Below are 21,950 nucleotides of genomic sequence, written 5' to 3'. Positions count from 1 at the left end.
CCCGGGCCGGACGGCGGCACGCCGGCCCGCGACCGGTTCGCGGCCGGGTCAGCGCCGCAGCACGACGTAGCCCGAAGCGTTGAACACCTGGCGGAATCCCGCACTCTGCGCCTGTCCGATGATGGTCGCGGAGTGCGAGAGCCAGTCATCGGCGTCGGTGTCCAGCACGACCCAGTCCACCTGCGCGTGCGCGAAGACGGTGTCAGTGGCCAGATACACCTGCGCCGTGTCGGTGAGGTGCGGGGCCAGCGCGTTGCTGGCCGCGACGTGCGCCCCGGCGGGGACCAGCGCCACCGCCTGGCGCGCGGACGCCGTCCGGGGCCCGTCGTGCCAGAAGCCCGGATCGAAGACGCTGCGCAGCGGGGACAGCGGGACCAGGCCGATCGTCACCACGGTCACGACGGCCGGGACCCATCGAGCCGGGACCCATCGGGTCGGCCGCAGATCGGGCCGCCACCGCAGGGTGTCTGAACGCGCCAAGGTGTCTGAACACGCCAGGGCATCGATCAGCGCGAAGAACACGATCGGCATCAGGATCGCCGAGTAGTGGTAGTCGGTGCCCCAGTACATGTGGTCCGCCGAGGTGAACCGCATCAACAGAGTGGGGACGCCGACCAGGATCAGAGGGCTGCGAAGCGCCAGCAGCGCCGTCGGGATCAGCAGCATGGCCAGCGTTTTCAGCTTCGTCGCCGGCCAGACCAGGTGGACCGGTATCAGCCAGGGCTGGGAGAGCGCGGAGCCCGCCGAAGCCTGGCGGCCGGTGCTTTGCAGGTACGGATACACGTGCTGCGGGTTGAAGTGCGGGATGACCACCAGCACCAGCAACGCCGTGGCGACCGGACCCGCCACGCACAGCACACCGCCGATCCGGCGATCGTGCCGCCACAGCAGCAGCCCGAAAACGGCCAGCGTGAGCCCGGCGTCCTCCTTGACCAGCAACAGGCTCGCCGCCCACCACGCGCACGCGACCCAGCGCTGCGCCAGGTACGCGTCCAGGGCCAGCGCGATCAGCGGGACCGCGAACGCCACCTCGTGGAAGTCGAAATTGACCAGCCCCTGCAAGCCCCAACTCATCGCGTAGGCGACGGCGAGCCACCAGTGCGGCGCGGCACGGCGCGCGACGATGAACACCGAGCAGCCCACCAGCACGGACTGCGCGATCAGCAGCAGCTCGATGTGCGGCCACAACCGGTACAGCGGGCCCAGGACGCCCACGATCGGCGAGAAGTGGTCGCCCAGCAACGGGAATCCGTGGCCCCAGGGCCCTGACGGCGCGCTGTCGGAGCGGATCGTCGAGGTCGGCAGATGGCCGGCGGCGTAGGAGCGCACCCCCTGGCCGAATATGCCCAAGTCGTAGGCGTAGGTGCGGAACAGGAAGTGGCGCCGGAGCGCGAAGACGGTGTAGACGACGGTCGTGGCCGCCGCGAGGACGGCCGGCGTTCGCAGTGTGGCCCGCAGCGTGGTCCGCGGCGCGGCCGACGTCGTCTCGTCGGCATCGGCCGCTCTCGCGACCCCCGTGATACTCGTGTCAGCCACAGACTCCGGCACCCCCGATCCGCCATGCTGCCACCGGGCCGGTGACTAGGGGTGGTGGTGAGTACCCTGAAAGTGAGCTCTTATTCTGTAGAAACCCGCAAAGGTGTTTTCGCCCTCTGATACGCCTAGCCGACGCGGTGCAGGCTGGAGGTCCGCACCACCAACTCCGGCTGGAGCACGACGGATCGGTGCTCGTGCGAGCCCTCGCCGCCGGCGGCGGCCTCGGCCAGCAGCATCTGCGCCGCCAGCCGCCCCATCTCCGCGGCCGGCTGCCGCACCGAGGTCAGCGGCACCGCGACCGCCGAGGCGAACTCGATGTCGTCGTACCCGACGATCGCGACCTCCTCGGGCACCTTCACCCCGGCCGCGTACAGCGCCTGCTCCAGGCCCAGTGCGAGCAGGTCGTTCGCGCAGAACACCGCGGTCGGACGGTCGGCCAGGCCCAGCAGGCGCGCCGCGGCGTCGCGGCCGGCGGCGATGGTCATGTGCGCGGTCGGGAGTTCGTGCAGGGTCTGCGGCGGCAGGCCGGCGGCGGCGATCGCGTCCAGGGCGCCGGTGCGGCGGTCGCGGATCTGCTGCAGGTGCGGCGGGCCGCTGATGTAGGCGACGCGGCGGTGGCCCTGGGCCAGCAGGTGTTCCACGGCCAGCCGGCCGCCGGCCACGTCGTCCACCGACACCGAGCACACCTCGGCGTCCTCGACCAGGCGGTCCACCACGACGTACGGGATCCCGCGGCGGCGCAGGGGTTCCAGCGACCGTCCGGTCGGATCGGCCGGGATCACCAGGACGCCGCGCACCTGCTGCTCGGTGAACAGCCCGACGTACTCCGCCTCCTCCGACGGCGACTGCGCGCTCGTGCACACCATCACGCCCAGGCCCTGGGCGCGGGCCGCGCGCTCGGCGCCGTTCGCGACCTCCACGAAGAACGGGTTCGCCAGGTCCAGCACCAGCAGGGCGACGATCCGGCTGGTCCCGGTCCGCAGTTGGCGCGCCGATTCGCTGCGCACGTAGCCGAGGCGCTCCACCACGGCCAGGATCCGGGCCCGGGTCTCCGGTGCCACCGAATCCGGGCGGTTGAAGCTGTTCGAGACCGTGCCGACGGACACGCCGGCCTCGCGCGCGACGTCCGAGATCCCGACTGTCTTCCTGGTCACCTGGGGGTCCGCCTGATGGTTGGGACTGAATGGTTTCACCGGTCGGGGGTCACCTTACAGCCCGGGCCTGTCACCGGGCCCACCTGGGAGTTCGTTCAAGATCGCGTCGGCGCCCCGGGATCCCCTCTTGACGGTGGCCGGGGTGCCGCCTATGGTCGGCAGCAGCGAGGTATTGAATCGATTCAATTCCGAGGTGCGAGGGGGAGCCATGCCCGACCTGCCGGCTGTGGGGGCCGCTCTGAAGGCGCAGGAGATCGAGACCCCGTCCTGGGGCTACGCGAACTCCGGCACCCGGTTCAAGGTGTTCGCGCAGGCCGGAGTGCCACGGGACCCGTTCGAGAAGCTGGCCGACGCCGCGCGGGTCCACGCGGCCACCGGGGTCGCGCCGCTGGTGTCGCTGCACATCCCCTGGGACAAGGTCGAGGACTACGGCGCGCTGTCCGCGCACGCCGCGGGGCTGGGCGTGCGGATCGGGATGATCAACTCCAACACGTTCCAGGACGACGACTACAAGCTGGGCTCGGTGGCGCATCCGGACCCTGCGATACGCCGCAAGGCGGTGCGGCATCTGCTGGAGTGCGTCGACATCATGGACGCGACCGGGTCGGACAGCTTGAAGCTGTGGTTCGCCGACGGCACCAACTACCCGGGCCAGGACGACATCGCGGCGCGGCAGGACCGGCTGTCCGAGGCGCTGTCGCAGGTGTACGAGCGGCTCGGCGAGCACCAGCGGATGGTGCTGGAGTACAAGCTTTTCGAGCCGTCCTTCTATACGACGGACGTCCCGGACTGGGGGACGTCGTACGCGCACTGCCTGAAGCTGGGGCCGAAGGCGAAGGTGGTCGTGGACACCGGGCACCACGCGCCGGGGACGAACATCGAGTTCATCGTCGCCTTCCTGCTGCGCGAGCGGAAGCTGGGGGCGTTCGACTTCAACTCCCGCTTCTACGCGGACGACGACCTGATGGTCGGGGCCGCCGATCCGTTCCAGCTGTTCCGGATCCTGCACGAGGTGGCGAAGAACGGCGGGTTCGACAAGGCCAACGGCGTGGCGTTCATGCTCGACCAGTGCCACAACATCGAGGCCAAGATCCCGGCGATGATCCGGTCGGTGATGAACGTGCAGGAGGCCACGGCCAAGGCGCTGTTGGTGGACCTGCCCGCGTTGCGCGCGGCGCAGGCGGCCGGGGACGTGCTCGGCGCGCACGCGGTGCTGATGGACGCCTATGACACGGACGTGCGTCCGCTGTTGGCGCAGGTCCGGCAGGAGATGGGGTTGGCGCCGGATCCGATGGCGGCCTATCGCGAGAGCGGGTACGCGGAGAAGATCGTCGCCGAGCGCGTCGGCGGGGTGCAGGCGGGATGGGGAGCTTGATGAACGACGGCCTTGGAAACGGTGCGGTGGATTCCCTCATTGCCCGGTCGAACCGGCTGGGTGCCGATCCGCGGAACACGAACTACGCCGGCGGCAACACGTCGGCGAAGGGGAGCGTGACCGATCCGGTGACCGGCGGGGACGTCGAGCTCTTGTGGGTCAAGGGTTCCGGCGGCGACCTGGGGACGTTGACCGGGGCGGGGCTGGCGGTGCTGCGGCTGGACCGGCTGCGCGCGCTGGTCGATGTCTATCCCGGCGTCGAGCACGAGGACGAGATGGTCGCGGCGTTCGACTTCTGCCTGCACGGCAAGGGCGGGGCCGCGCCGTCGATCGACACCGCCATGCACGGGCTGGTCGACGCGCCGCACGTCGATCATCTGCACCCTGATTCCGGGATCGCGCTGGCGTGCGCCGCTGATGGGGAGAAGCTGACGGCCGAGTGCTTCGGCGACGATGTGGTGTGGGTTCCGTGGCGGCGTCCCGGGTTCCAGCTTGGTTTGGACATCGCGGCGATCAAGGCGGGCAATCCGCAGGCGATCGGATGCGTTCTCGGCGGGCACGGGATCACGGCGTGGGGTGCGACGTCGCAGGAGTGCGAGGCGAACTCGCTGCGGATCATCCGCACGGCCGAGACCTTCCTCGCCGAACGCGGCCGGCCCGAGCCGTTCGGCCCGGTGGTCGCCGGGTTCGAGGCGCTGCCTGAGCAGGAGCGGCGGGTTCGGGCGGCCGCGTTGGCGCCATATGTCAGCGCTCTGGCTTCGGTCGATCGGCCGCAGGTCGGGCACTTCACCGACGCCGAGGTCGTGCTGGACTTCCTGGCGCGGGCCGAGCACCCGCGCCTGGCCGCGCTCGGCACGTCGTGTCCGGACCACTTCCTGCGGACGAAGGTGCGTCCGCTGGTGCTGGACCTGCCGCCGGATGCGCCGCTTGAGGAGGCGGTCGCGCGGCTGAAGGAGCTGCACGCCGCCTACCGTGACGACTACCGCGCCTACTACGAGCGGTATGCGACGCCTGATTCGCCGCCGATGCGCGGTGCGGATCCGGCGATCGTGCTGGTCCCGGGCGTCGGGATGTTCTCCTATGGCCGGGACAAGCAGACCGCGCGGGTCGCTGGGGAGTTCTACGTCAACGCGATCAACGTGATGCGCGGGGCCGAGGCGGTGTCGACGTATGCGCCGATCGAGGAGTCGGAGAAGTTCCGGATCGAGTACTGGGCCCTGGAGGAGGCCAAGCTGGCGCGGATGCCCAAGCCCAAGCCGCTGGCCACGCGGGTGGCGCTGGTGACCGGCGCCGGGTCGGGGATCGGCAAGGCGATCGCGCATCGGCTGGTCGCCGAGGGGGCTTGCGTGGTGGTCGCCGATCGGGACGGCGAGAACGCCGCCGCCGTCGCCGAGGAGCTTGGCGGCCCCGACAAGGCGATCGCAGTCACCGTGGACGTGACCTCCGAGGAGCAGATCGCCTCGGCCTTCGACGCGGCGGTGCTGGCGTTCGGGGGCGTGGACCTGGTGGTGAACAACGCCGGCATCTCCATCTCCAAGCCGTTGCTGGAGACGACGAGCGCGGACTGGGACCGGCAGCACGCCATCATGGCGCGCGGGTCGTTCCTGGTCTCGCGGGAGGCGGCGCGGGTGATGGCGGCGCAGGGGCGCGGTGGGGACATCGTGTACGTCGTGTCGAAGAACGCTGTGTTCGCCGGGCCGAACAACATCGCCTATTCCGCGGCGAAGGCTGATCAGGCGCATCAGGTGCGGCTGTTGGCGGCGGAGTTGGGGGAGCACGGGATCCGGGTGAACGGGGTCAACCCCGATGGGGTGGTGCGCGGGTCGGGGATCTTCGCCGGGGGGTGGGGCGCGCAGCGTGCGGCGACGTATGGGATTCCGGAGGAGAAGCTCGGCGAGTTCTATGCGCAGCGGACCATTCTCAAGCGCGAGGTGCTGCCCGAGCATGTCGCCAACGCGGTGTTCGCGCTGGTCGGCGGCGATCTGACACACACCACCGGGCTGTTGGTGCCGGTGGACGCCGGGGTCGCGGCGGCCTTCCTGCGATGAGCGCGGGCAGGAAGACCGTCGCCGCGGTCGATCTCGGCGCGTCCAGCGGCCGGGTGATGGCGGCGCGGGTCGGTGCGGGCGTGGTGGAGATGCGCGAGGCGCACCGGTTCGAGAATCGGCCGGTGCGCGTCGGCGGGACGCTGCACTGGGACGTGTTGGCGTTGTATCAGGGCATTGTGGATGGGCTGCGCGCCGCCGGGCAGGTCGATTCGGTGGGGATCGACAGCTGGGCCGTGGACTATGGGCTGCTCGACGCCGACGGCGCGTTGCTCGGCAACCCTGTGCACTATCGCGACGCCCGGACGGAGGGTGTGGCCGAGCAGGTGTGGAAGACGGTGCCCGCCGAGGCGCTGTATGCCATCACCGGGCTTCAGTACGCTCCGTTCAACACGCTGTATCAGCTCGTTGCGGCGCGGGAAACCGCCGCGTTGGCGTCTGCTCGGCAGGCGATGCTGATCCCGGACCTGATGGGCTACTGGCTGACCGGCGTCGCCGGCACCGAGCTCACCAACGCCTCCACCACGCAGCTGCTCGACGCGTCGAGCCGGGGGTGGTCGACCGATCTGGCCGCTCGGCTCGGCGTGGACGTCGGCCTGTTCCCGCCGCTGCGGCAGCCGGGATCGCGGATCGGCGACCTGCTGCCTGCGGTGCTGGAGGCGACGGGCCTGCGCGGTCCGGTCCCGGTGACCGCGGTGGCCTCGCACGACACGGCGTCGGCGGTGGTCGCGGTGCCAGCGGGGGCGGGGGAGCGGTTCGCGTATATCAGCACCGGAACGTGGTCGCTCGCCGGGCTGGAGCTGGAGCGGCCGGTGCAGACCGAGGCCGGCCGCATGGCGAACTTCACCAACGAGGCGGGGATCGACGGCACGGTCCGGTATCTGCGCAACATCATGGGGCTGTGGCTGCTACAGGAGTGCGTGCGGGAATGGGGCGCTGAGCTGCCGCCCCTGTTGGCAGCCGCCGCCGAGCTGCCAGCTTTGCGCTCGGTGATCGACGCCGCCGACCCGGCCTTCCTTCTGCCGGACCGAATGCCCGAGCGCATCCGCCAGGCCTGCCGCACCACCGGCCAGCCGGTACCGGACACGCCGCCGCAGATCACGCGCTGCATCCTCGACTCACTGGCGCTGGCACACCGGCGCGCGATCCAGGACGCCCAACGCCTCGCCGACCACCCCGTCGATGTGGTGCACATCGTCGGCGGCGGAGTACACAACACGTTGCTCTGCCAACTCACCGCCGACGCCTGCGGCCTCCCGGTGATCGCGGGCCCGGCGGAGGCCGCAGCGTTGGGGAACGTGCTGGTTCAGGCGCGGGCGCTGGGGTTGGTCGGCGACCGGGCGGAGATGCGGGCGTTGTTGGCGAAAACGCAGTCGTTGATGCGGTACGAGCCGACGGGGGATCGGGGTGCCTGGGACGCGGCGGCTGGGCGGCTGGGATCTTAGGCTGTCCGCATGCAGAGGGCTGACCTACTCAGGGATCTGGTGGCGCGCGGTACCGAAACGAGTCCCGACCGCTGTCGGGAACTCGCGGTGGAGCTGGGACTGCTGGCCTCCGACATTTCCTCAAGCTCCCACGGCCGCCGCGGCCTCCGCACCGACGGGCACCGCACCCGCGTCGCCGGCCATCCCGGCGCCGTCAGCCGCCTCGCCCTCCTCTAACTCCACCAGCTCCACCGCGATCGGCAGCGTCAGCGACACCTCGAACCCGCCGTCCGGGCCGCGGCCGGCGGACAGTTCGCCGCCGTAGAGCGCTGCGCGCTCGCGCATGCCGGTGAGGCCGACGCCGCTGCCGCTGTGGCGGGCTGCTTGGGTTATGGCCGCTGCCGGGATGCCCATCTTGCGGGCCGGGACCGGGTGGGTGCCGGTGTCGGTGATGGTGACGCGGACGCTGTCCGGTTCGTATTCGAGGCGCACCTCGACCGAGGAGCCTGGTGCGTGCTTCAGCACGTTCGTCAGGGACTCCTGGACCACGCGGTAGACGCACAGCTCGATGCCCGCCGGCAGGGGGCGCTTGCGTCCTGCGACCGTGTAGCGGCTGGGGGTGCCGGACAGGCCGACGCGCTCTATCAGGACCGGGAGTTGGGCCACGCCGGGGGCCGGGGGGTCGGAGGTGTGGGTGCGGGCGCCTTCGTCGTCGTCGGGGCGCAGGAGGCTGATCAGGCGGCGGAGTTCTGCCAGGCCTTCGCTGCCGACCTCGGAGATGGCGCGCAGGGCCTGGTCTGCGGTCTCGGGTTCCTTGTCGATGACGAAGCGGGCCACGCCGGCCTGCACTGCGATGACCGACAAATGGTGTGCTGTCACGTCGTGCAGTTCGCGGGCGATGCGGATGCGCTCCAGGAGCACCGCGCGCTGTTCCCGGTCGCGGTGTTTGCGCTGCACCTGCTCCTTGTACGCGGCCAGCAGGGCCCGGCTCTCGTCCAGTCGCCGTGCGCCGTCGGCTATGAAGGCCACGGCGGCAACCCACAGCGCGGTGCCGAGGTAGAACCAGGTGTGGGAGCCGGACCAGTCGTGGAAGTGGTCGTACAACAGCTCCGCGTAAGTGATGCCCGCCGCCAGGATCGCCGAGGGGCGCCCGCGGCGTTCGCCGACCGTGAACATCGCCAGGAGGAGGCCGGCCTGGGCCAGGCCCATGCGGTAGCCGTGGGCCTCGAAGGCCGCCATCAGTGCCGCGCTGACTCCCAGCACCGCTAAGGGGAACCTGCGCCGCAGGACCAGGGCCGCGCCCATGGCGATGATCAGGGTGATCGCGAGGGCGTCGATGGGGCGGCTGCCGTGTAAGGCGTGGGGGCGGATCGAGGCGGCGACGGCGAGCCAGGTGACGGCCGTGGCGGCGGCGACATCCAGGACGAGCGGGGGTATCGACGCCAGGGGTTTGGCGGCGTCGTGCATGCGGAGCATCCAGCCAAACTAGGGAGCACATCCTGGCTTTGTCCTCAGTTGGCGGCCGGGTTCAGCCGAACGAGGGTAAACCTGTGCGGTATGCGTCACTGCCGTCCTGGTTATAGAGCGGATCTTGATTGTCAACCTGTGGGTAACGCGGCGGACCGACCGGGACTGGAACCCTAGACTTTCGCGCGGTTGCTCAGCCCTTTGAGCGGTTGCTGAGCGTCGTGCGTTGTAAGCGGTTGAGAACAAAACTGGGTGGCAGGCGATGAGGTTCGTCCATCGGGACGCTGGGGTCGAACGCGATATGGAGCTGCGGCTCGGCCGCCAGGACGCGGTGGCCGGGGACCTGGCCACCGCGCTGGGCGGGTACGGCGGCGCGGTGATGATCGACGGCCGGGTGACCCCGCCGGCCACGCCGTTGAGCGGGTCCGGGCTGGTCATGGGCGCGGAGGTCTCGCTCACCGTGACCCCCGAGGCCGACACCGGGACGATGTCCGACCGGGGCTTCGTGCTGCGGGTCGTCGGCGGGCTGGACGCCGGGCTGTCGGTGCCGCTGATGCCCGGCCGGTACAAGCTGGGACGCGGCGATCAGGCCGACATCCGGGTCGACAGCCCGGATCTGTCGCGGCTGCACTGCGAGATCGACGTCACCCGCGACGGCCTGGTGCGGGTCCGCGATCTCGACTCGCGCAACGGCACCGACCTGAACGGCCGGCGCCTGACCGGGCCGGTGCGGGTCGGGCCGCAGGACATCGTCTCGGCGGCCGGCCGTGTTCCCTTCCGGGTGCTGCCGGTGGCCGACCTCGGTCCGGTGCAGTACGTCAACCCGGCGTTCGAGGCCGGCTCCGGAGGCACTTTGCCCTTCAACCGCGCCCCGCGGCTGGCCGCCTCGGCCGATGCCGGGCCGGTGAAGCTGCCGCAGCCGCCCAAGCGCTCCGGCTCGCAACCGCTGCGGGTCACCACCATCGTCGCGCCGATCATCCTGGCCGCCGTCATGGTCGCGATCCTCAAGAATCCCGCCTTCGCCTTGTTCGCGCTGTTCAGCCCGGTCATGATGCTCGGCACCCAGCTGGAGGACCGGACCCGCGGCCGGGTCGGGTTCCGCCGGGGCAAGCGCGACTACGCCGCGCGGTTGGCCGCGGTCCACGACGAGCTCCAGGAACGCCGCGAGGACGAGGAGGACCGGCTGCGGGAGGAGTACCCGGACCCGGCCGAGGTCCTGTACCGCGCCTCGGTTCCCGGCCTGCGGCTGTGGGAGCGGCGCAACGGCGCGGCGGACTTCCTGCGCCTGTCGGCCGGCTCGGCCGACCAGAGCTGGACCCCGCCGGTGGAACACGGTCGCAGAGCCGGATCGGATCAGGAACCTGATCCGGCGATCGCCGACGCCGTCGCCGACGCCTCCCGGCTCAGCCAGGTCCCGGTCGCGGTGAACCTCGCCGACGGCGGCGTGCTCGGCCTGGAGGGCGACCGCGGCGCGGCGCTGGCGGCCGCGCGGTCGCTGCTGTGCCAGGCCGTCGCCGAGAGCGGGCCGGCCGACGTCGCGGTCGTGGTCTTCGCCGACGACGACCGCATCGCCGACTGGGACTGGACCAAGTGGCTGCCGCACGGTGCCGACCCGCGCTCGAGCGCCTCGCGCTATGTCGCCGTCGGCGCCGAGCACTGCGAGACCCTGGCCCGCAGCCTGCTGGCCGAGCTCGCCGAGGCCAACGCCGGCCCCGGCGGATACGGCGGCGGACGCCCCGCGGACCCCTCCGTCACCGGCATGCCGGCCCTCCTGCTCGTCGTCGACGGCGCCACCTTGCTGGAAGGCCGCCCCTGTGCGCTGCGCGACCTGCTCGGCGGCCAGGCCGGGCCGGTGGCCGGGATCGTGCTCACCCGGCGGCTGCCCGCGCTGTGCACCGAGGTGCTGTCGGTGTCGGCCGACGGCTTCGGCCGGCTGCACCGGGTCGCCTCCGGCCAGCGCGTCGACGGCGTCCTGGTGGCCGGCATGACCCGGCACCGGGCGCGCGCCGTGGCCCGGGCCCTGGCCCGGTTCGAGGACCCCGAGGTCCGGGCGGCCGGCGCCGGGCTGCCCGACCGGGTCAACCTGCTGCCGCTGCTGCACCTGACCGGCGCCCCGAACGGCGCCCCGAACAGCGGCCTGGACGCCGCCCTGGCCGACCGCTGGCGCACCGCGGTCGGCACCCTGCGGGCCCGGGCCGTGCTCGGCGTCACCGACCACGGCGAGTTCGAGATCGACCTCGACGACGACGGCCCGCACGCCCTGTTCGCCGGCACCACCGGCTCCGGCAAGAGCGAGCTTCTGCGGACTCTGATAGCCGCGCTCGCCGTCGGCGCCGACCCCGAGCACCTCACCTTCGCCCTGGTCGACTACAAGGGCGGCGGCGCCCTGGACGAGTGCGCGCGCCTGCCGCACGTCGTGGGCCTGGTCACCGACCTGGACGAGCAGCTCGGCGAGCGCGCCCTGCGCTGCCTGGAAGCCGAGCTGCGGCACCGCGAACACGCGCTGCGCGGCGTGGGCCTGAGCCACGTCCGCGACTACCAGCGGCTGCGCGACTCACAGCGCCCCGACCTGGAGCCGATGCCCCGCCTGGTGGTGGTCATCGACGAGTTCGCGACCCTGGTCAAAGCCCTGCCGGAGTTCGTCGACGCGCTGGTCAGCATCGCCCAGCGCGGCCGCAGCCTGGGCATGCACCTGGTGATGGCGACCCAGCGGCCCTCCGGCTCGGTCAACGACGCCATCAAGAACAACGTCAAACTGCGCCTCGCGCTGCGCCTGGAGAGCGCCGCCGACTCCAGCGACGTCATCGACTCGCCGGTGGCCGCCAGCATCGGCAGCCGCCAGTGGGGCCGCGGCTTCTACCGGGTCAGCGCCGGTGAAGTGCTCGCGGTGCAGACCGCACTGTCCACCGGCATCACGGCCGTGGACAACGCCGCAGGCCGGCTGTCCCTTCTACCCTTCAGGTTGACATCGGGGGAGCGCGCCGGAGCCGTCGCCGCGCCGCAGCAGGCCGCCGCCGGCCAGCCGACCGACCTGGCCCGGCTGGTCCAGGCCGCGCAGCACGCCAGCTACTCCGCCGGATTCGCCCAGCCCCGGCGGCCCTGGCCGGACCCGCTGCCCACCGCTATCCCGCTGCACGAACTGGGACCGGCGGTGAAGGGCCTGCAGACCGACAGCTCCGGCCTGGCGGCCTACGCCCTGCTCGACGACCCGGACCGGCAGGCGCAGTACACCGTCGGCTGGGACCCGGCCGTCGGCAACATCCTGATCTACGGCGGCGTCAACTCCGGCACCTCCACCGCGCTGTCGGCGCTCGCGCTGTCCGCTGCCCTCCCCGAGGCCCCCGACCGCCTGCACCTGTACGTCCTGGACCTCGGCTCCGGCGCCCTCGCGCCGCTGCAGGGCCTGCCGCACACCGGCGCCTACATCGGCCCCGGCGACCGGCCCCGCCAGATCCGGCTGATCAGGATGCTGCGCGCCGAACTGAACACCCGCAAGGCCGGCGGCTCGGTGCGCGAATCCGACGCCGCGGTCGCCGGACCGCCGAAGGTGATCGTCCTCATCGACAACGTCGGGTCGCTGCGCTCGGAGCTGGAGAAGGACTACGGCGGCATGAGCGTTCTGGACGACCTGGAGCGGGTCTTCGCCGACGGCCCCGCGGTCGGGCTGTACATCGCCGCGACCGGCGACCGGCTGGGCGCGATCCCCGGCGCCTGGGGTGCGCTGAGCAGGCAGAAACTGTTGCTGCGCCTGGCCGACACCGCCGACTACGCGAACTTCGACATCCCCCGGCGCGCGGTGCCCGCCGCGGTGCCGGGCCGCGCGGTGATCGTGGCCACGCGCCAGGTCGTGCAGATCGGCCACCCCGGGGCCGACCTCGCCGCCGCCGTCGGCGCGGTCGCGCAGCGCTGGACCGGAGCCCCGCGCACCGCCAACAAGGTGCGGCTGCTGCCGGACGTCATCCCGATCGACCGGATGCGCCGCGCGGGAGTGGCCGCGGCCACCGGCGGCGAACCCTGGTCCATCCCCGTCGGCTTCACCGACAGCGCCCTGGCCGCGGCCGTCCTGCGACTGCACGACCACGAACACGCCCTGATCGCCGGACCCTCGCGCTCGGGCCGCAGCAGCGCGCTGGTCGCGATCGCGCACATGGTCCTCACCGGCGCCGAACCTCCGGCGCTGGTGACGTTCACGCCCCGGCGCTCGCCGTTGCGCGACCTCCCGCCGACGGTCATCGGGTGCACCGAGTACTCAGAACTCGAACGCGCCCTGGAGTCCGCCGGGGACCGGGCACTCCTTCTGGTTGACGACGCCGACACGGTCACCGACACCCTGGGAGTACTCGACCGGTTCATGGCCAAGCCCGGCCGGCACGTCATCGCCGCCGGCCGCAACGACGGCGTGCGCAGGCAGTTCGGCCAGTGGACGCAGCGGATCCGTGAGGCACGCTGCGGAATCCTGCTGGTCCCGGACCACGACCACGACCACGACCTGCTCGGCACCCCGCTGCCGCGGCAGCACCGGATGGCGCCCCTTCCCGGCCGGGGCTACCTCGTCTGCGACGGCACGATCGAGGGAGTGCAACTCGTGCAGGCGACGCCGGGCGACTTCTATAACGACCGTGGTAGCGCGGATTTACACCGCTCGTTAGACGACCGGACGAGCGGACGTCCGTAGCGTTCTGGTCGTACCGCCGAGGGATTCCACGGCGTACCAATAGCCACCCGGCGGGACCGCGACCAGCGGACCCGCGGACAAGATATGGAGCACCAAGATGACTGATGGCGGCACCGTCAAGGTCACTGCTGAGGCCCACCTGCACATCGGCCAGCTGATGAACCTCCTCCAGGGACCGCTCGGCGATGTGCTGTCCCAGATCACCTCGCACGGCCTGGCGCTGACCGACCCCGCGGTCTGGGAGGGCCCGGCGGCGTCGGTGTTCAGCAGCCAGATCTGGCCGGCCGCGCAGTCGCAGCTGGACAGCGTGCGCTCCACCCTCATGGAGCTGCAGCAGCAGGTCGGCGGCGTGCTCGGCAACGTCACCCAGGCCGGCAGCGGCCTGCCGGTCGTGGGCCAGCTGCCGGTGGTCGGCGGCCTGGTCGGCGGCCTGACCAACGGCCTGTAGGACTCCCGGCCTCACCCGCCGGATGGAGCGAGCGAGCGGACTGAACTGAACAGCAAGCACCCACCCGGCGACGGCGGTGGTGTGGCGGCGCGGAAAGAGCGTGCCGCCACACCACCGCCCCGTCGTGTTTTTGTTTCGCCGGGGATATCGCCGATGTCGTGGAACGGACGGGAACGCAGGTCATGACACGCCACAGTGGTTCGACGGGTACGGCGCCGAAGGCGGCGAACGCTCCGGAGCGGCCGGAGCGGCCGGAGCACGTCCCGGGGTACCGGGATCTGACGCGCATCGGGCACGGCGGCTTCAGCGTGGTCTACCGGGCCGTGCAGGAGTCCTTCGAACGCGACGTCGCCCTGAAACTGTTGACGATCGTCGGCCCCGACGAGGACGCCCGGCGCCGGTTCGAGCGCGAGGTCCGGCTCGCCGGCCGGCTCAGCGACCACCCGCACGTGGTGACGGTGCTGGACACCGGTACGACCGCCGCGGGCCGGCCGTACCTGGCCATGGACCTGTACGACGGCGGGTCCATGAAACAGTGGCTGAACCGGCGCGGCCCGCTGTCCGGGGCGCAGGCGGCCGGGGTCGGCGCGAAGATCGCCGACGCGCTGCACGCCGCGCACGCGCTCGGGGTGCTGCACCGGGACGTGAAGCCCAACAACATCCTGGTCTCCCGGTACGGCGAGCCGGCGCTGGCCGACTTCGGGGTGTCGTGGCTGCTGGACGCCAGCAACTCCAGCTCGGTGCTCGACGTGTTCTCCCCGCAGCACGCGGCGCCGGAGCTGATGACGCGGGGCGTGCCGACGGCCTCCTCCGACGTGTACGCGCTCGGTTCGACGCTGTACGAGCTCCTCGCCGGCCGGCCGCCGTTCGGCGCGCCGGGCCAGGACGTGCGCCGGACCATATACCTGGCGCTGAGCGAACCGGCGCCCCGGTTGGAGTGCCCTGACATGCCGGACCTGCCGGCGGTCATCGCGCGGGCCATGGCCAAGGAGCCGGAGGACCGGTTCCCGGACGCGGCCGCCTTCGGCCGGGCTCTGCGGGCCCTGATTCCCGACGGCCGTTCGGCCGCGCTGGAGATGGCCGATCCGGCGGCGGCCACGGCTGTGACCACCGGCACCGTCACCGGCGCAGCCGCAGCGACGGCCACCGCCGCGCTGCCACCGGAGCTGGACATCCCCGGGTCGGCCGATCCGTCCCGCTCGGTCGACATGACCGACGCCATGTACCTCTACTCCGGCTCCGGCGGCGACGACTACGTTCCGCCGCCGGACGACACCATGGTCCGTCCGGACCGGGTGGACGCCGACGCGCCGATCCCCGGGCCGCGCAGCGGCGGGAGCCGGCGGAGGCCTGACGACCGGCGGGGACCCGATGACCGGCGCGGCGTCGCGGACGGCGGTCGGGATGGTGGCCGGGACAGCGGCCGAGACGGCGGCCGTCCCCGGCGCGGCGGGTACGGCGGATCCGGCGGGCGGGCCGCGGTCGGGGCCGACGCGGGCGGCCGGCGCGGCAGGGGCAAGCCGCTCGCGCTGGTCGCGCTTGTGGCTTTGGTCGCCGTCGGGGCATATGTCCTGGTGACGTCGCAGGGTTCATCGACATCCAAGAACACCGCCGCTCCCGGCCTGACGCCGACCACGGGCAGCACCGGCCCGGCCAGCACGTCCGCCGCCGCGCACAGTTCCTCCGCGTCCAGCCCGTCGCGGTCGAGCTCCAGCAGTTCGCCGTCGGAGACCCGCCACAGCTCGTCGGCGGCGCCGAGCCACACGGCCACGAGCACCGCGGCCTCCTCCAGCGCCCCGGGACTGCCGCCGGCGACCTCGGCGACCGCACCGCTGCTTCCGGCGAACTTCCACCGGTTGCGGAACTCGTCCACCGGGGACTGCCTGGCGCAGTCCGGCGGCGGCGCCGCCCACCAGGGCTGCGCGGACGTCAAGGGACAGGGCTGGGAGTCCACGGTGCCGCTCACCGGGATCCTCGGGGCCGTCACCGGCCAGGAGGAGTTGGTCAACGGGGACAGCAACGACTGCCTGACCGGCAGCGGCGGCAGCGTGAGCGTGAAGTCGTGCAGCGGCGGCATGGCGCAGCTGTGGTCCAAGACCGGCGGCTCCGGCGGGGCCACCGAGCTCCAGAACGGCGCCGACCTGCTGTGTCTGAAGGCTTCGGGCGGCTCGGTGACGGAGGCGGTGTGCGACGGGGACCCGGCCGAGATGTGGGCCGAGGACGGGAACGTCTGAGATCTTCATCGAGTTGCCAACCACCGGATATGAATGGTCCGGTACCTTCGGGGTAGAGCCAACAGGCGCCGGCGACGGACGCCGGAGGAACAGAAGGCGGCGGGACGGCATGGTCAAGGTTCTGATCGTCGACGACCAGGTGTTGATCCGGGCCGGGATGGCGGCCATTCTGCGCGCCGCGCCCGGCTACGAGGTGGTCGGCGAGGCGTGCGACGGCACCGAGGCGGTGACCATGGCCGCGCTCACTGAGCCCGACGTGGTGCTGATGGACATCCGGATGCCGGAGATGGACGGGATCGCCGCGACCCGCGCGATCTTGGGCTCCGGCCGGGAGAACCTGCCGCGCATCCTGATCCTCACCACCTTCGACATGGACCGGTACGTGTATGAGGCGCTGCGGGCCGGCGCCGACGGCTTCGTGCTGAAGGACACCCCGCCCGAGCGCCTGCTCGCGGCGCTCAAAGCGGTCGCCGACGGCGACACGCTGTTCTCCTCGACCGTGACCCGCCGCCTGGTGCAGGCCTACGTCACCGCCGCCGGTCTCGAGGGCGAACCGCAGGGGCCCGGCCCCGGCGCGGGGCTGCCGCCGGGAGCCGGGCCGGCCTTGGTGCCGCCGCCGGGAACCGGGGCGGGCACGGGGCCGGGCACAAGGCCGGGGGCGCCGGGGACAGGCCCGGGACACGGGGCCGGGACCGCCGGGGACTGGCCCGCGGCCGGCTTCGTCCCCCGCTCGCGCCGCCCCGAGGCCGCCTCCTCGGCCGAACGCGCCGCCCTCGCCGCGCTCACCGCCCGCGAGACCGACGTCCTGCGCCTGGTCGCCACCGGCCTGTCCAACGGCGATATCGCCGAGCGGCTGGTGGTCAGCGAGGGCACGGTGAAGACGCACCTGAACCGCGCGATGGCCAAGCTGAACCTGTCGAGCCGGGCCCAGGCCGTGGTGCTGGCCTACGAGTCGGGTCTGGTGGTGGCGGGACAGCCGCAGGTGCAGGTGTAGGAGCCGGCGCCGCCGAACGGGACTCCCCGTCCCACTCCGTGGAATCGCAACACGCAACCTTGGCGATAACGGCTCGACCTGTCAGTGGCAGGCATCAGAATATTGGTGTCTTCTCAACGGGTGCGGGATGGGGGTACAGAAATGGTCAACAGTCTTATATCGCGGTCTCGTGCCCAAGGTGCTTGCGCCTTGGCCGGTGTTCTTCTGGTCGGGTCGCTGGCGGCGTGCGGCGGCGGGAGCAGCAGTGCCTCCTCCCCGAACTACTCGTCCGGCAGCGGTTCCTCCGACACCTCGGCCGAGGTCACCACCTCCTCGCCGAGTCCCACGACCATGAGCTCGGCCGCCTACGCGCAGAGCCTGACCGCCATCGGCACTGAGCTGGCGCCGGACTTCCAGGCCGTCGCCAATTCCCACTCCACCGACGACGTGAAGTCCGCGCTGACCAAGCTGTCGGCGGACGCGCAGACCCTGTCCGACGGGCTGCCCAGCAATCCGCCGGACCCGCTGTCGCCGTCGACGACGCAGCTGGCGCAGGCCCTGCGGGACTTCTCGACCTCGGCGAACACCACCGCGAGCGACGTCGGGTCGGCGGTGTGCACCTCGGCCTCGGCGCTGGCCGAGTTCACGCGCTCGGCCGGGGCGACGTCCCTGCGCGGGGTCGCGACCTCGCTCAACTCCGTCGATCCCACCCTCGGCAAGGACCTCGCGGGCTTCCTGCCGGCGCCGATCGCCGACCAGAACCGGCAGCTGGGCAACGGCCAGGTGCTGCGGCACTCCTCCGGGCCGGGCTCGCTGACCGTCAAGAACTCCGGCACCGACGCCATCGTCACCCTGACCAAGGTCGGGACCAAGACCCCGGTCGCCTCGGTCTACGTGCGGGCCAACGCCGACACGACGCTGAGCGACATCCCGGGCAGCACCTTCGACATCTACGTCAGCTCCGGGAGCGACTGGGACAGCGCCTCGCAGAAGTTCAGCCGGCAGTGCTCGTACCAGAAGACCGACTCGACGTGGGACTTCAGCGACTCCGACTGGACCCTGACGCTGACGCAGCAGATCAACGGAAACCTGTCGGTGTCCACGCTGAACCCGGGCGACGCGCCGAACCCGTGACGCGGTGCTGAAGGGCACTGAAGGCGCATCCAGGCGTATCCAGGCGCACTGACTGACACTGGCCGCGAGCGGCAGGACGGTGGGACGCGATGAGCACTCGGACACTGCGCGGCGCCGTGGCCGGCATGGCCGACCGCCGCCGCCTCTTCGGCGCAGCGGCGGCCGTCGTCCTGGCCGCCGGCATCGGCATCGCGGCCTGGGGCTGGGCCGGCGGCGGCAGGGCCAAGGCGCCCTCGCAGGTCGTCGTGCCCCGCACCGGCTTCGTGGTCTCCTACTCCGCCGCGGCCTCGCGGCTCACCGGCCTGGACGCCTCCGACTCCGCCGACCAGGTCCGCGACTGGATCCGGACCGCGCTGGCCGCGCACCTGGGGATGACCACCGCGGCCGTCCGCGACGCGGACTACGACACCCTCCCGGTGCGCGACCAGGGCTTCACCGACCTGGCCGACCAGCAGGTGGGCCCGGGCCGCGAGCTCGCGGACACCAGCGGCGTGCTGCATCTGCTGGTCCCGCAAGGCGATCCGCAGGAGAACCGCACCGTCGGGCTGTTGATGGACCAGTACCGCACCGACCACGGCGCCGATCCCGAACTGGTCCAGATCCACCACTACACCATCGATCAGGGCACGCAGACGGCCGACGTCACCGCCGACCCGATCAGCACCCCCGCCCAGGTCCGCACCGACCACGGCTACGTGAGCATGCCGATCACCGGCCTGGACGATCTGGCGACCTTCCTGAAGACCACCCAGTCGCTGTCCGAGCTGTCCGTCCAGGGCGGCCAGGTCACCGCCTCCGGGTGGAAGTGGCCCGGGGTGCCCTCGGTGCCGATGACCGTCGACGACATCACCGTTCTGCAGAACGGCTACCAGGCGCACGCCGCGGGCACCGGCCTGGCCCCCGGCTTCTCGCTGGACCCGCTGCCGGCCAAGACCGTCGGCGACATCCGGGCCATGGCCCCCTCGCTGAGCGCCGATGTCGCCGCGCGCCTGCTGTCGAACTCCTGGACCGGCTCCCCGTTCAAGTCCTCCGACGACGTCAGGACCCAGGTCGAGAACGAGCTCTACAGCCCCAGCGACGACCAGGCCGCGCTGAACACCCGGCTCGGCCTGCCCACCGACCGCACCCAGCTGTGGGCGGTGGAGGAGTTCCTCAACGGCCACACCACGATGAGCCAGGCCCGCTACGACGGCGGCCTGGCCGGGACCGCCGTCGGCGACTCCCTGGCCTACGTCGACTACGTGACGAAGAACTGGGTCGCCGGCGTCGGCCAGGGCGTGCCGACCCAGGCCGTCGGCGGCTTCCTGGCCGACCCGGCGGCCGTGACCCCGTGGAGCGAGTGCGCCGGCCCGAACGACCCGACGTCGGAGTCCGGGCGGCTGTGGTTCGGCCGCAACGACAGCGCCTTCGCCTCCACCGACAGCCAGATCGACATCGGCGCCGAGGCGGCCCGGCTGTTCGTCCGCGACGACGGCCCGAACGGCACCGAGGTCGAGCCCAGCTACTCCTTCGGCCGGGCCCTGCAGTGGTGGGACGTGCACCAGCAGGACATCGAGGACTACGAGCCGCAATACCAGCGCCTGGACCAGATCATGCGCTGGAGCGGGGCCCTGGAGTGGCTGACGCACGAGGGCAAAGCGCTGCTGCCGACCGCGGCGCAGACCCCGGCGCCGATCTCCTTCAAGGACTGGTACACCGCGCACAACGAGCTGCGCGAGCGCGCTCCGATCGACTTCCTGACCCCGCCCTCGGCGACGCAGGAAGCGCTGATCGTCAACCCCAGCCGGGACTACCAGGACTGCGGGTACGTCGAGATCGAGGGCGGAGTCTCCCTCAGCGACCTCTACGACCGCACCAACGGCCAGAACTACCATCCCGATCTGCCCACCTCGGTCACCCGCGCCGGACTGTTCGATGCGAAGTCCACCTACGACGACACCTCCGGCACCGGCGAGATCAGCAAGCTGTCCATCGACGACTCCGGGAAGGTCTCCGAACGCGTCGACCGCACGCTGTCGATGTCCGGCGACACGGCGAAGGTGGACGTCAAGGCCACCGGCCGCAAGGTCATCCCGCTGGGGGACCTGAAGGTCTGGCGGTCCTCCGACTCCGACCGGGAGCTCACGTACAACGTCCGCGCCGAGGGGCACAGCGTCCAGGAAGACGTCACGTACGAGGGCAAGGACTTCGGCTCCCTGGACACCAGCGACACCGCGAACATCGTCACCGTCCAGTGGAGCTCCGGGGTCGTGGACAAGGCCCGCCGCGCCTTGTCCACGATCCAGGCCAAGCTGTCCAAGGGCACCTCCAGCACCGTCCCGGCCGCGAGCGACGGCGTGCTGTACGAGATGAAGGGCGCGGACGGGACGGTCAAGGACCGCCTGGGCGGCCCCGGCCAGTCCTGGCTCGCCGTCACCACCACGGTTCCGGCCGCCGCGGACGCCCTCGGGTTCCGCATCGGCGGACCGGACCCGGACACCGGCGCCCCGTCCTTCATGGACGGCGGCTTCACGGCCGGACCCGGGCCGCCCCCGGACGGCACCGGCTATCTCAGCGTCCTGCCGCCCTCCGGCGGGCGCCCGGCGTTCGCCGCCTTCGTGGGCCCGCCCGACCGCTCGGACAAGACCGTCACCGTCAAGACGCTCAGCGGCCGGACGGCGCTGGTGTACGAGGACGGGGACGCCGCCGTCGTCCCGGACGCCGATCCGGTGCTCGGCGCGGACGGCTCGGTGGAGGGCGCGGCCCTGCTCCGCGACTTCCCCACGATCAAGAAGCTGCTCCAGGAGGCCGGGCAGGCCATGGACGGCAGACTGCACGCCGCGGCGCTCGGCGACGACGGCGTCGCCCTGGCCGCCGACGACGGCACGGTGATCCTTGCGCCGTCGGACAGCGACATCGCCGACCGGGTGCTGCGCGCGCTCGGGCCGGATCTGAGCGGCACGGCGGTCTTCGACATCCTGAAGCAGCACCAGGGCATCCCGGACGAGATCGTGCAGGACGATGCCAGTCCCCTGACACCCACTGGCGCCCCGGTCACGATGTTCCTCGGCAGCGTGCTGCACATCCCCGGTGTGGACGGGGTCTACTTCAGCCCGGGCCTGCGCGCCGCCCTGCACCTGGCCGCGGGTCCCATCATTCCGGAGAACCTGTCGGCGACGTTCCAGGTGACGGTGGAGCCGGTCTCGGTCGGCCACGACCCGCGCGCCGACAGCACGACGGCGCAGCCGGACATCCGGACCTACGACGGCGCGCAGTGGAATCTGGTGAACACCGCCGGGCTCATGCACGCCACCGGCCAGTCGATGTGTCCGCCGATCGGCGCGGGGACCTCCGTGCCCGGCGGCGGCACCGGTGCCGGCACCACGCCATCGCCGTCTTCGGCGCCTTCCGGGGCGCTGTCCGGATCGCCGCCGGCCGCGCAGGGCACGCTCCTGATGGTCAGCCAGGCCGGCCAGGGCCAGCTCGTGTGCTGAGCCGGACGGGAG

12 protein-coding genes are annotated in these 21,950 nt (G+C 71.9%); 9 read left to right on the top strand and 3 right to left on the bottom strand.

The genetic code is table 11. The features are described from left to right. Nucleotides 1-48: 48 nt before the first annotated feature. Complete coding sequence (locus ABIA35_RS30210; protein WP_370360093.1) at nt 49-1,536, bottom strand: DUF2079 domain-containing protein; 1,488 nt, start codon at nt 1,534-1,536, stop codon at nt 49-51. A 125-nt stretch (nt 1,537-1,661) separates the two neighbouring features. Continuing rightward, a complete protein-coding gene (locus ABIA35_RS30205) occupies nt 1,662-2,690 on the bottom strand; it encodes a LacI family DNA-binding transcriptional regulator (protein WP_370338982.1) in 1,029 nt (342 codons plus the stop codon). 208 nt (nt 2,691-2,898) lie between these two features. On the opposite strand from ABIA35_RS30205, the gene rhaI reads away from it, so the two are divergent. From rhaI to ABIA35_RS30190, 3 genes are read left to right on the top strand one after another with little or no spacing between them, the layout of a single operon-like run. Next, complete coding sequence (gene rhaI / locus ABIA35_RS30200; RefSeq protein WP_370360092.1) at nt 2,899-4,065, top strand: L-rhamnose isomerase; 1,167 nt, start codon at nt 2,899-2,901, stop codon at nt 4,063-4,065. Then, entirely contained in the window at nt 4,065-6,113 is a 2,049-nt protein-coding gene (locus tag ABIA35_RS30195; RefSeq protein ID WP_370360091.1) for a bifunctional aldolase/short-chain dehydrogenase, read from the top strand. Before rhaI ends, ABIA35_RS30195 begins: the two co-directional genes overlap by 1 nt. Beyond that, complete coding sequence (locus ABIA35_RS30190) at nt 6,110-7,555, top strand: rhamnulokinase family protein (RefSeq protein ID WP_370360090.1); 1,446 nt, start codon at nt 6,110-6,112, stop codon at nt 7,553-7,555. Before ABIA35_RS30195 ends, ABIA35_RS30190 begins: the two co-directional genes overlap by 4 nt. Nucleotides 7,556-7,675: 120 nt before the next feature. Here ABIA35_RS30190 and ABIA35_RS30185 read toward each other — a convergent pair whose 3' ends face one another. Then, complete coding sequence (locus ABIA35_RS30185; protein WP_370360089.1) at nt 7,676-9,010, bottom strand: sensor histidine kinase; 1,335 nt, start codon at nt 9,008-9,010, stop codon at nt 7,676-7,678. A gap of 253 nt (nt 9,011-9,263) precedes the next feature. Between ABIA35_RS30185 and ABIA35_RS30180 the strand changes: the two genes are divergently transcribed. The 6 genes from ABIA35_RS30180 to ABIA35_RS30155 all read left to right on the top strand — a co-directional run bounded on the left by ABIA35_RS30180 (nt 9,264) and on the right by ABIA35_RS30155 (nt 21,938). Next, complete coding sequence (locus ABIA35_RS30180; RefSeq protein ID WP_370360088.1) at nt 9,264-13,676, top strand: FtsK/SpoIIIE domain-containing protein; 4,413 nt, start codon at nt 9,264-9,266, stop codon at nt 13,674-13,676. Nucleotides 13,677-13,773: 97 nt separating this feature from the next. Next, entirely contained in the window at nt 13,774-14,124 is a 351-nt protein-coding gene (locus ABIA35_RS30175) for a hypothetical protein (protein WP_370338994.1), read from the top strand. Nucleotides 14,125-14,306: 182 nt separating this feature from the next. Continuing rightward, nucleotides 14,307-16,358, top strand: coding sequence for a protein kinase (locus tag ABIA35_RS30170; protein ID WP_370360087.1), 2,052 nt, complete (start codon nt 14,307-14,309; stop codon nt 16,356-16,358). A gap of 109 nt (nt 16,359-16,467) precedes the next feature. Further along, nucleotides 16,468-17,352 carry a response regulator gene (locus ABIA35_RS30165; protein WP_370360086.1) on the top strand — a complete coding sequence of 295 codons (885 nt, stop codon included), beginning with the start codon at nt 16,468-16,470 and terminating at the stop codon, nt 17,350-17,352. A gap of 189 nt (nt 17,353-17,541) precedes the next feature. After that, nucleotides 17,542-18,465 carry a hypothetical protein gene (locus ABIA35_RS30160; RefSeq protein ID WP_370360085.1) on the top strand — a complete coding sequence of 308 codons (924 nt, stop codon included), beginning with the start codon at nt 17,542-17,544 and terminating at the stop codon, nt 18,463-18,465. Nucleotides 18,466-18,554: 89 nt separating this feature from the next. Next, nucleotides 18,555-21,938: a hypothetical protein gene (locus tag ABIA35_RS30155; protein ID WP_370360084.1), complete on the top strand. Its 3,384-nt coding sequence runs from the start codon at nt 18,555-18,557 to the stop codon at nt 21,936-21,938. Nucleotides 21,939-21,950: the final 12 nt, after the last annotated feature.

This window comes from Catenulispora sp. MAP12-49 (genome assembly GCF_041262705.1).
Lineage (GTDB): Bacteria > Actinomycetota > Actinomycetes > Streptomycetales > Catenulisporaceae > Catenulispora.
Note: the sequence above shows the minus strand (reverse complement) of the source record. Positions and strands in the feature narration are given on the sequence as shown.

Bases quoted from the DNA above. Each gene is read 5' to 3' on its own strand.
- rhaI (WP_370360092.1), top strand. From the start codon at position 2,899: ATGCCCGACCTGCCGGCTGTGGGGGCCGCTCTGAAGGCGCAGGAGATC.
- ABIA35_RS30195 (WP_370360091.1), top strand. From the start codon at position 4,065: ATGAACGACGGCCTTGGAAACGGTGCGGTGGATTCCCTCATTGCCCGG.
- ABIA35_RS30190 (WP_370360090.1), top strand. From the start codon at position 6,110: ATGAGCGCGGGCAGGAAGACCGTCGCCGCGGTCGATCTCGGCGCGTCC.
- ABIA35_RS30185 (WP_370360089.1), bottom strand. From the start codon at position 9,010: ATGCTCCGCATGCACGACGCCGCCAAACCCCTGGCGTCGATACCCCCG.
- ABIA35_RS30180 (WP_370360088.1), top strand. From the start codon at position 9,264: ATGAGGTTCGTCCATCGGGACGCTGGGGTCGAACGCGATATGGAGCTG.
- ABIA35_RS30175 (WP_370338994.1), top strand. From the start codon at position 13,774: ATGACTGATGGCGGCACCGTCAAGGTCACTGCTGAGGCCCACCTGCAC.
- ABIA35_RS30170 (WP_370360087.1), top strand. From the start codon at position 14,307: ATGACACGCCACAGTGGTTCGACGGGTACGGCGCCGAAGGCGGCGAAC.
- ABIA35_RS30165 (WP_370360086.1), top strand. From the start codon at position 16,468: ATGGTCAAGGTTCTGATCGTCGACGACCAGGTGTTGATCCGGGCCGGG.
- ABIA35_RS30155 (WP_370360084.1), top strand. From the start codon at position 18,555: ATGAGCACTCGGACACTGCGCGGCGCCGTGGCCGGCATGGCCGACCGC.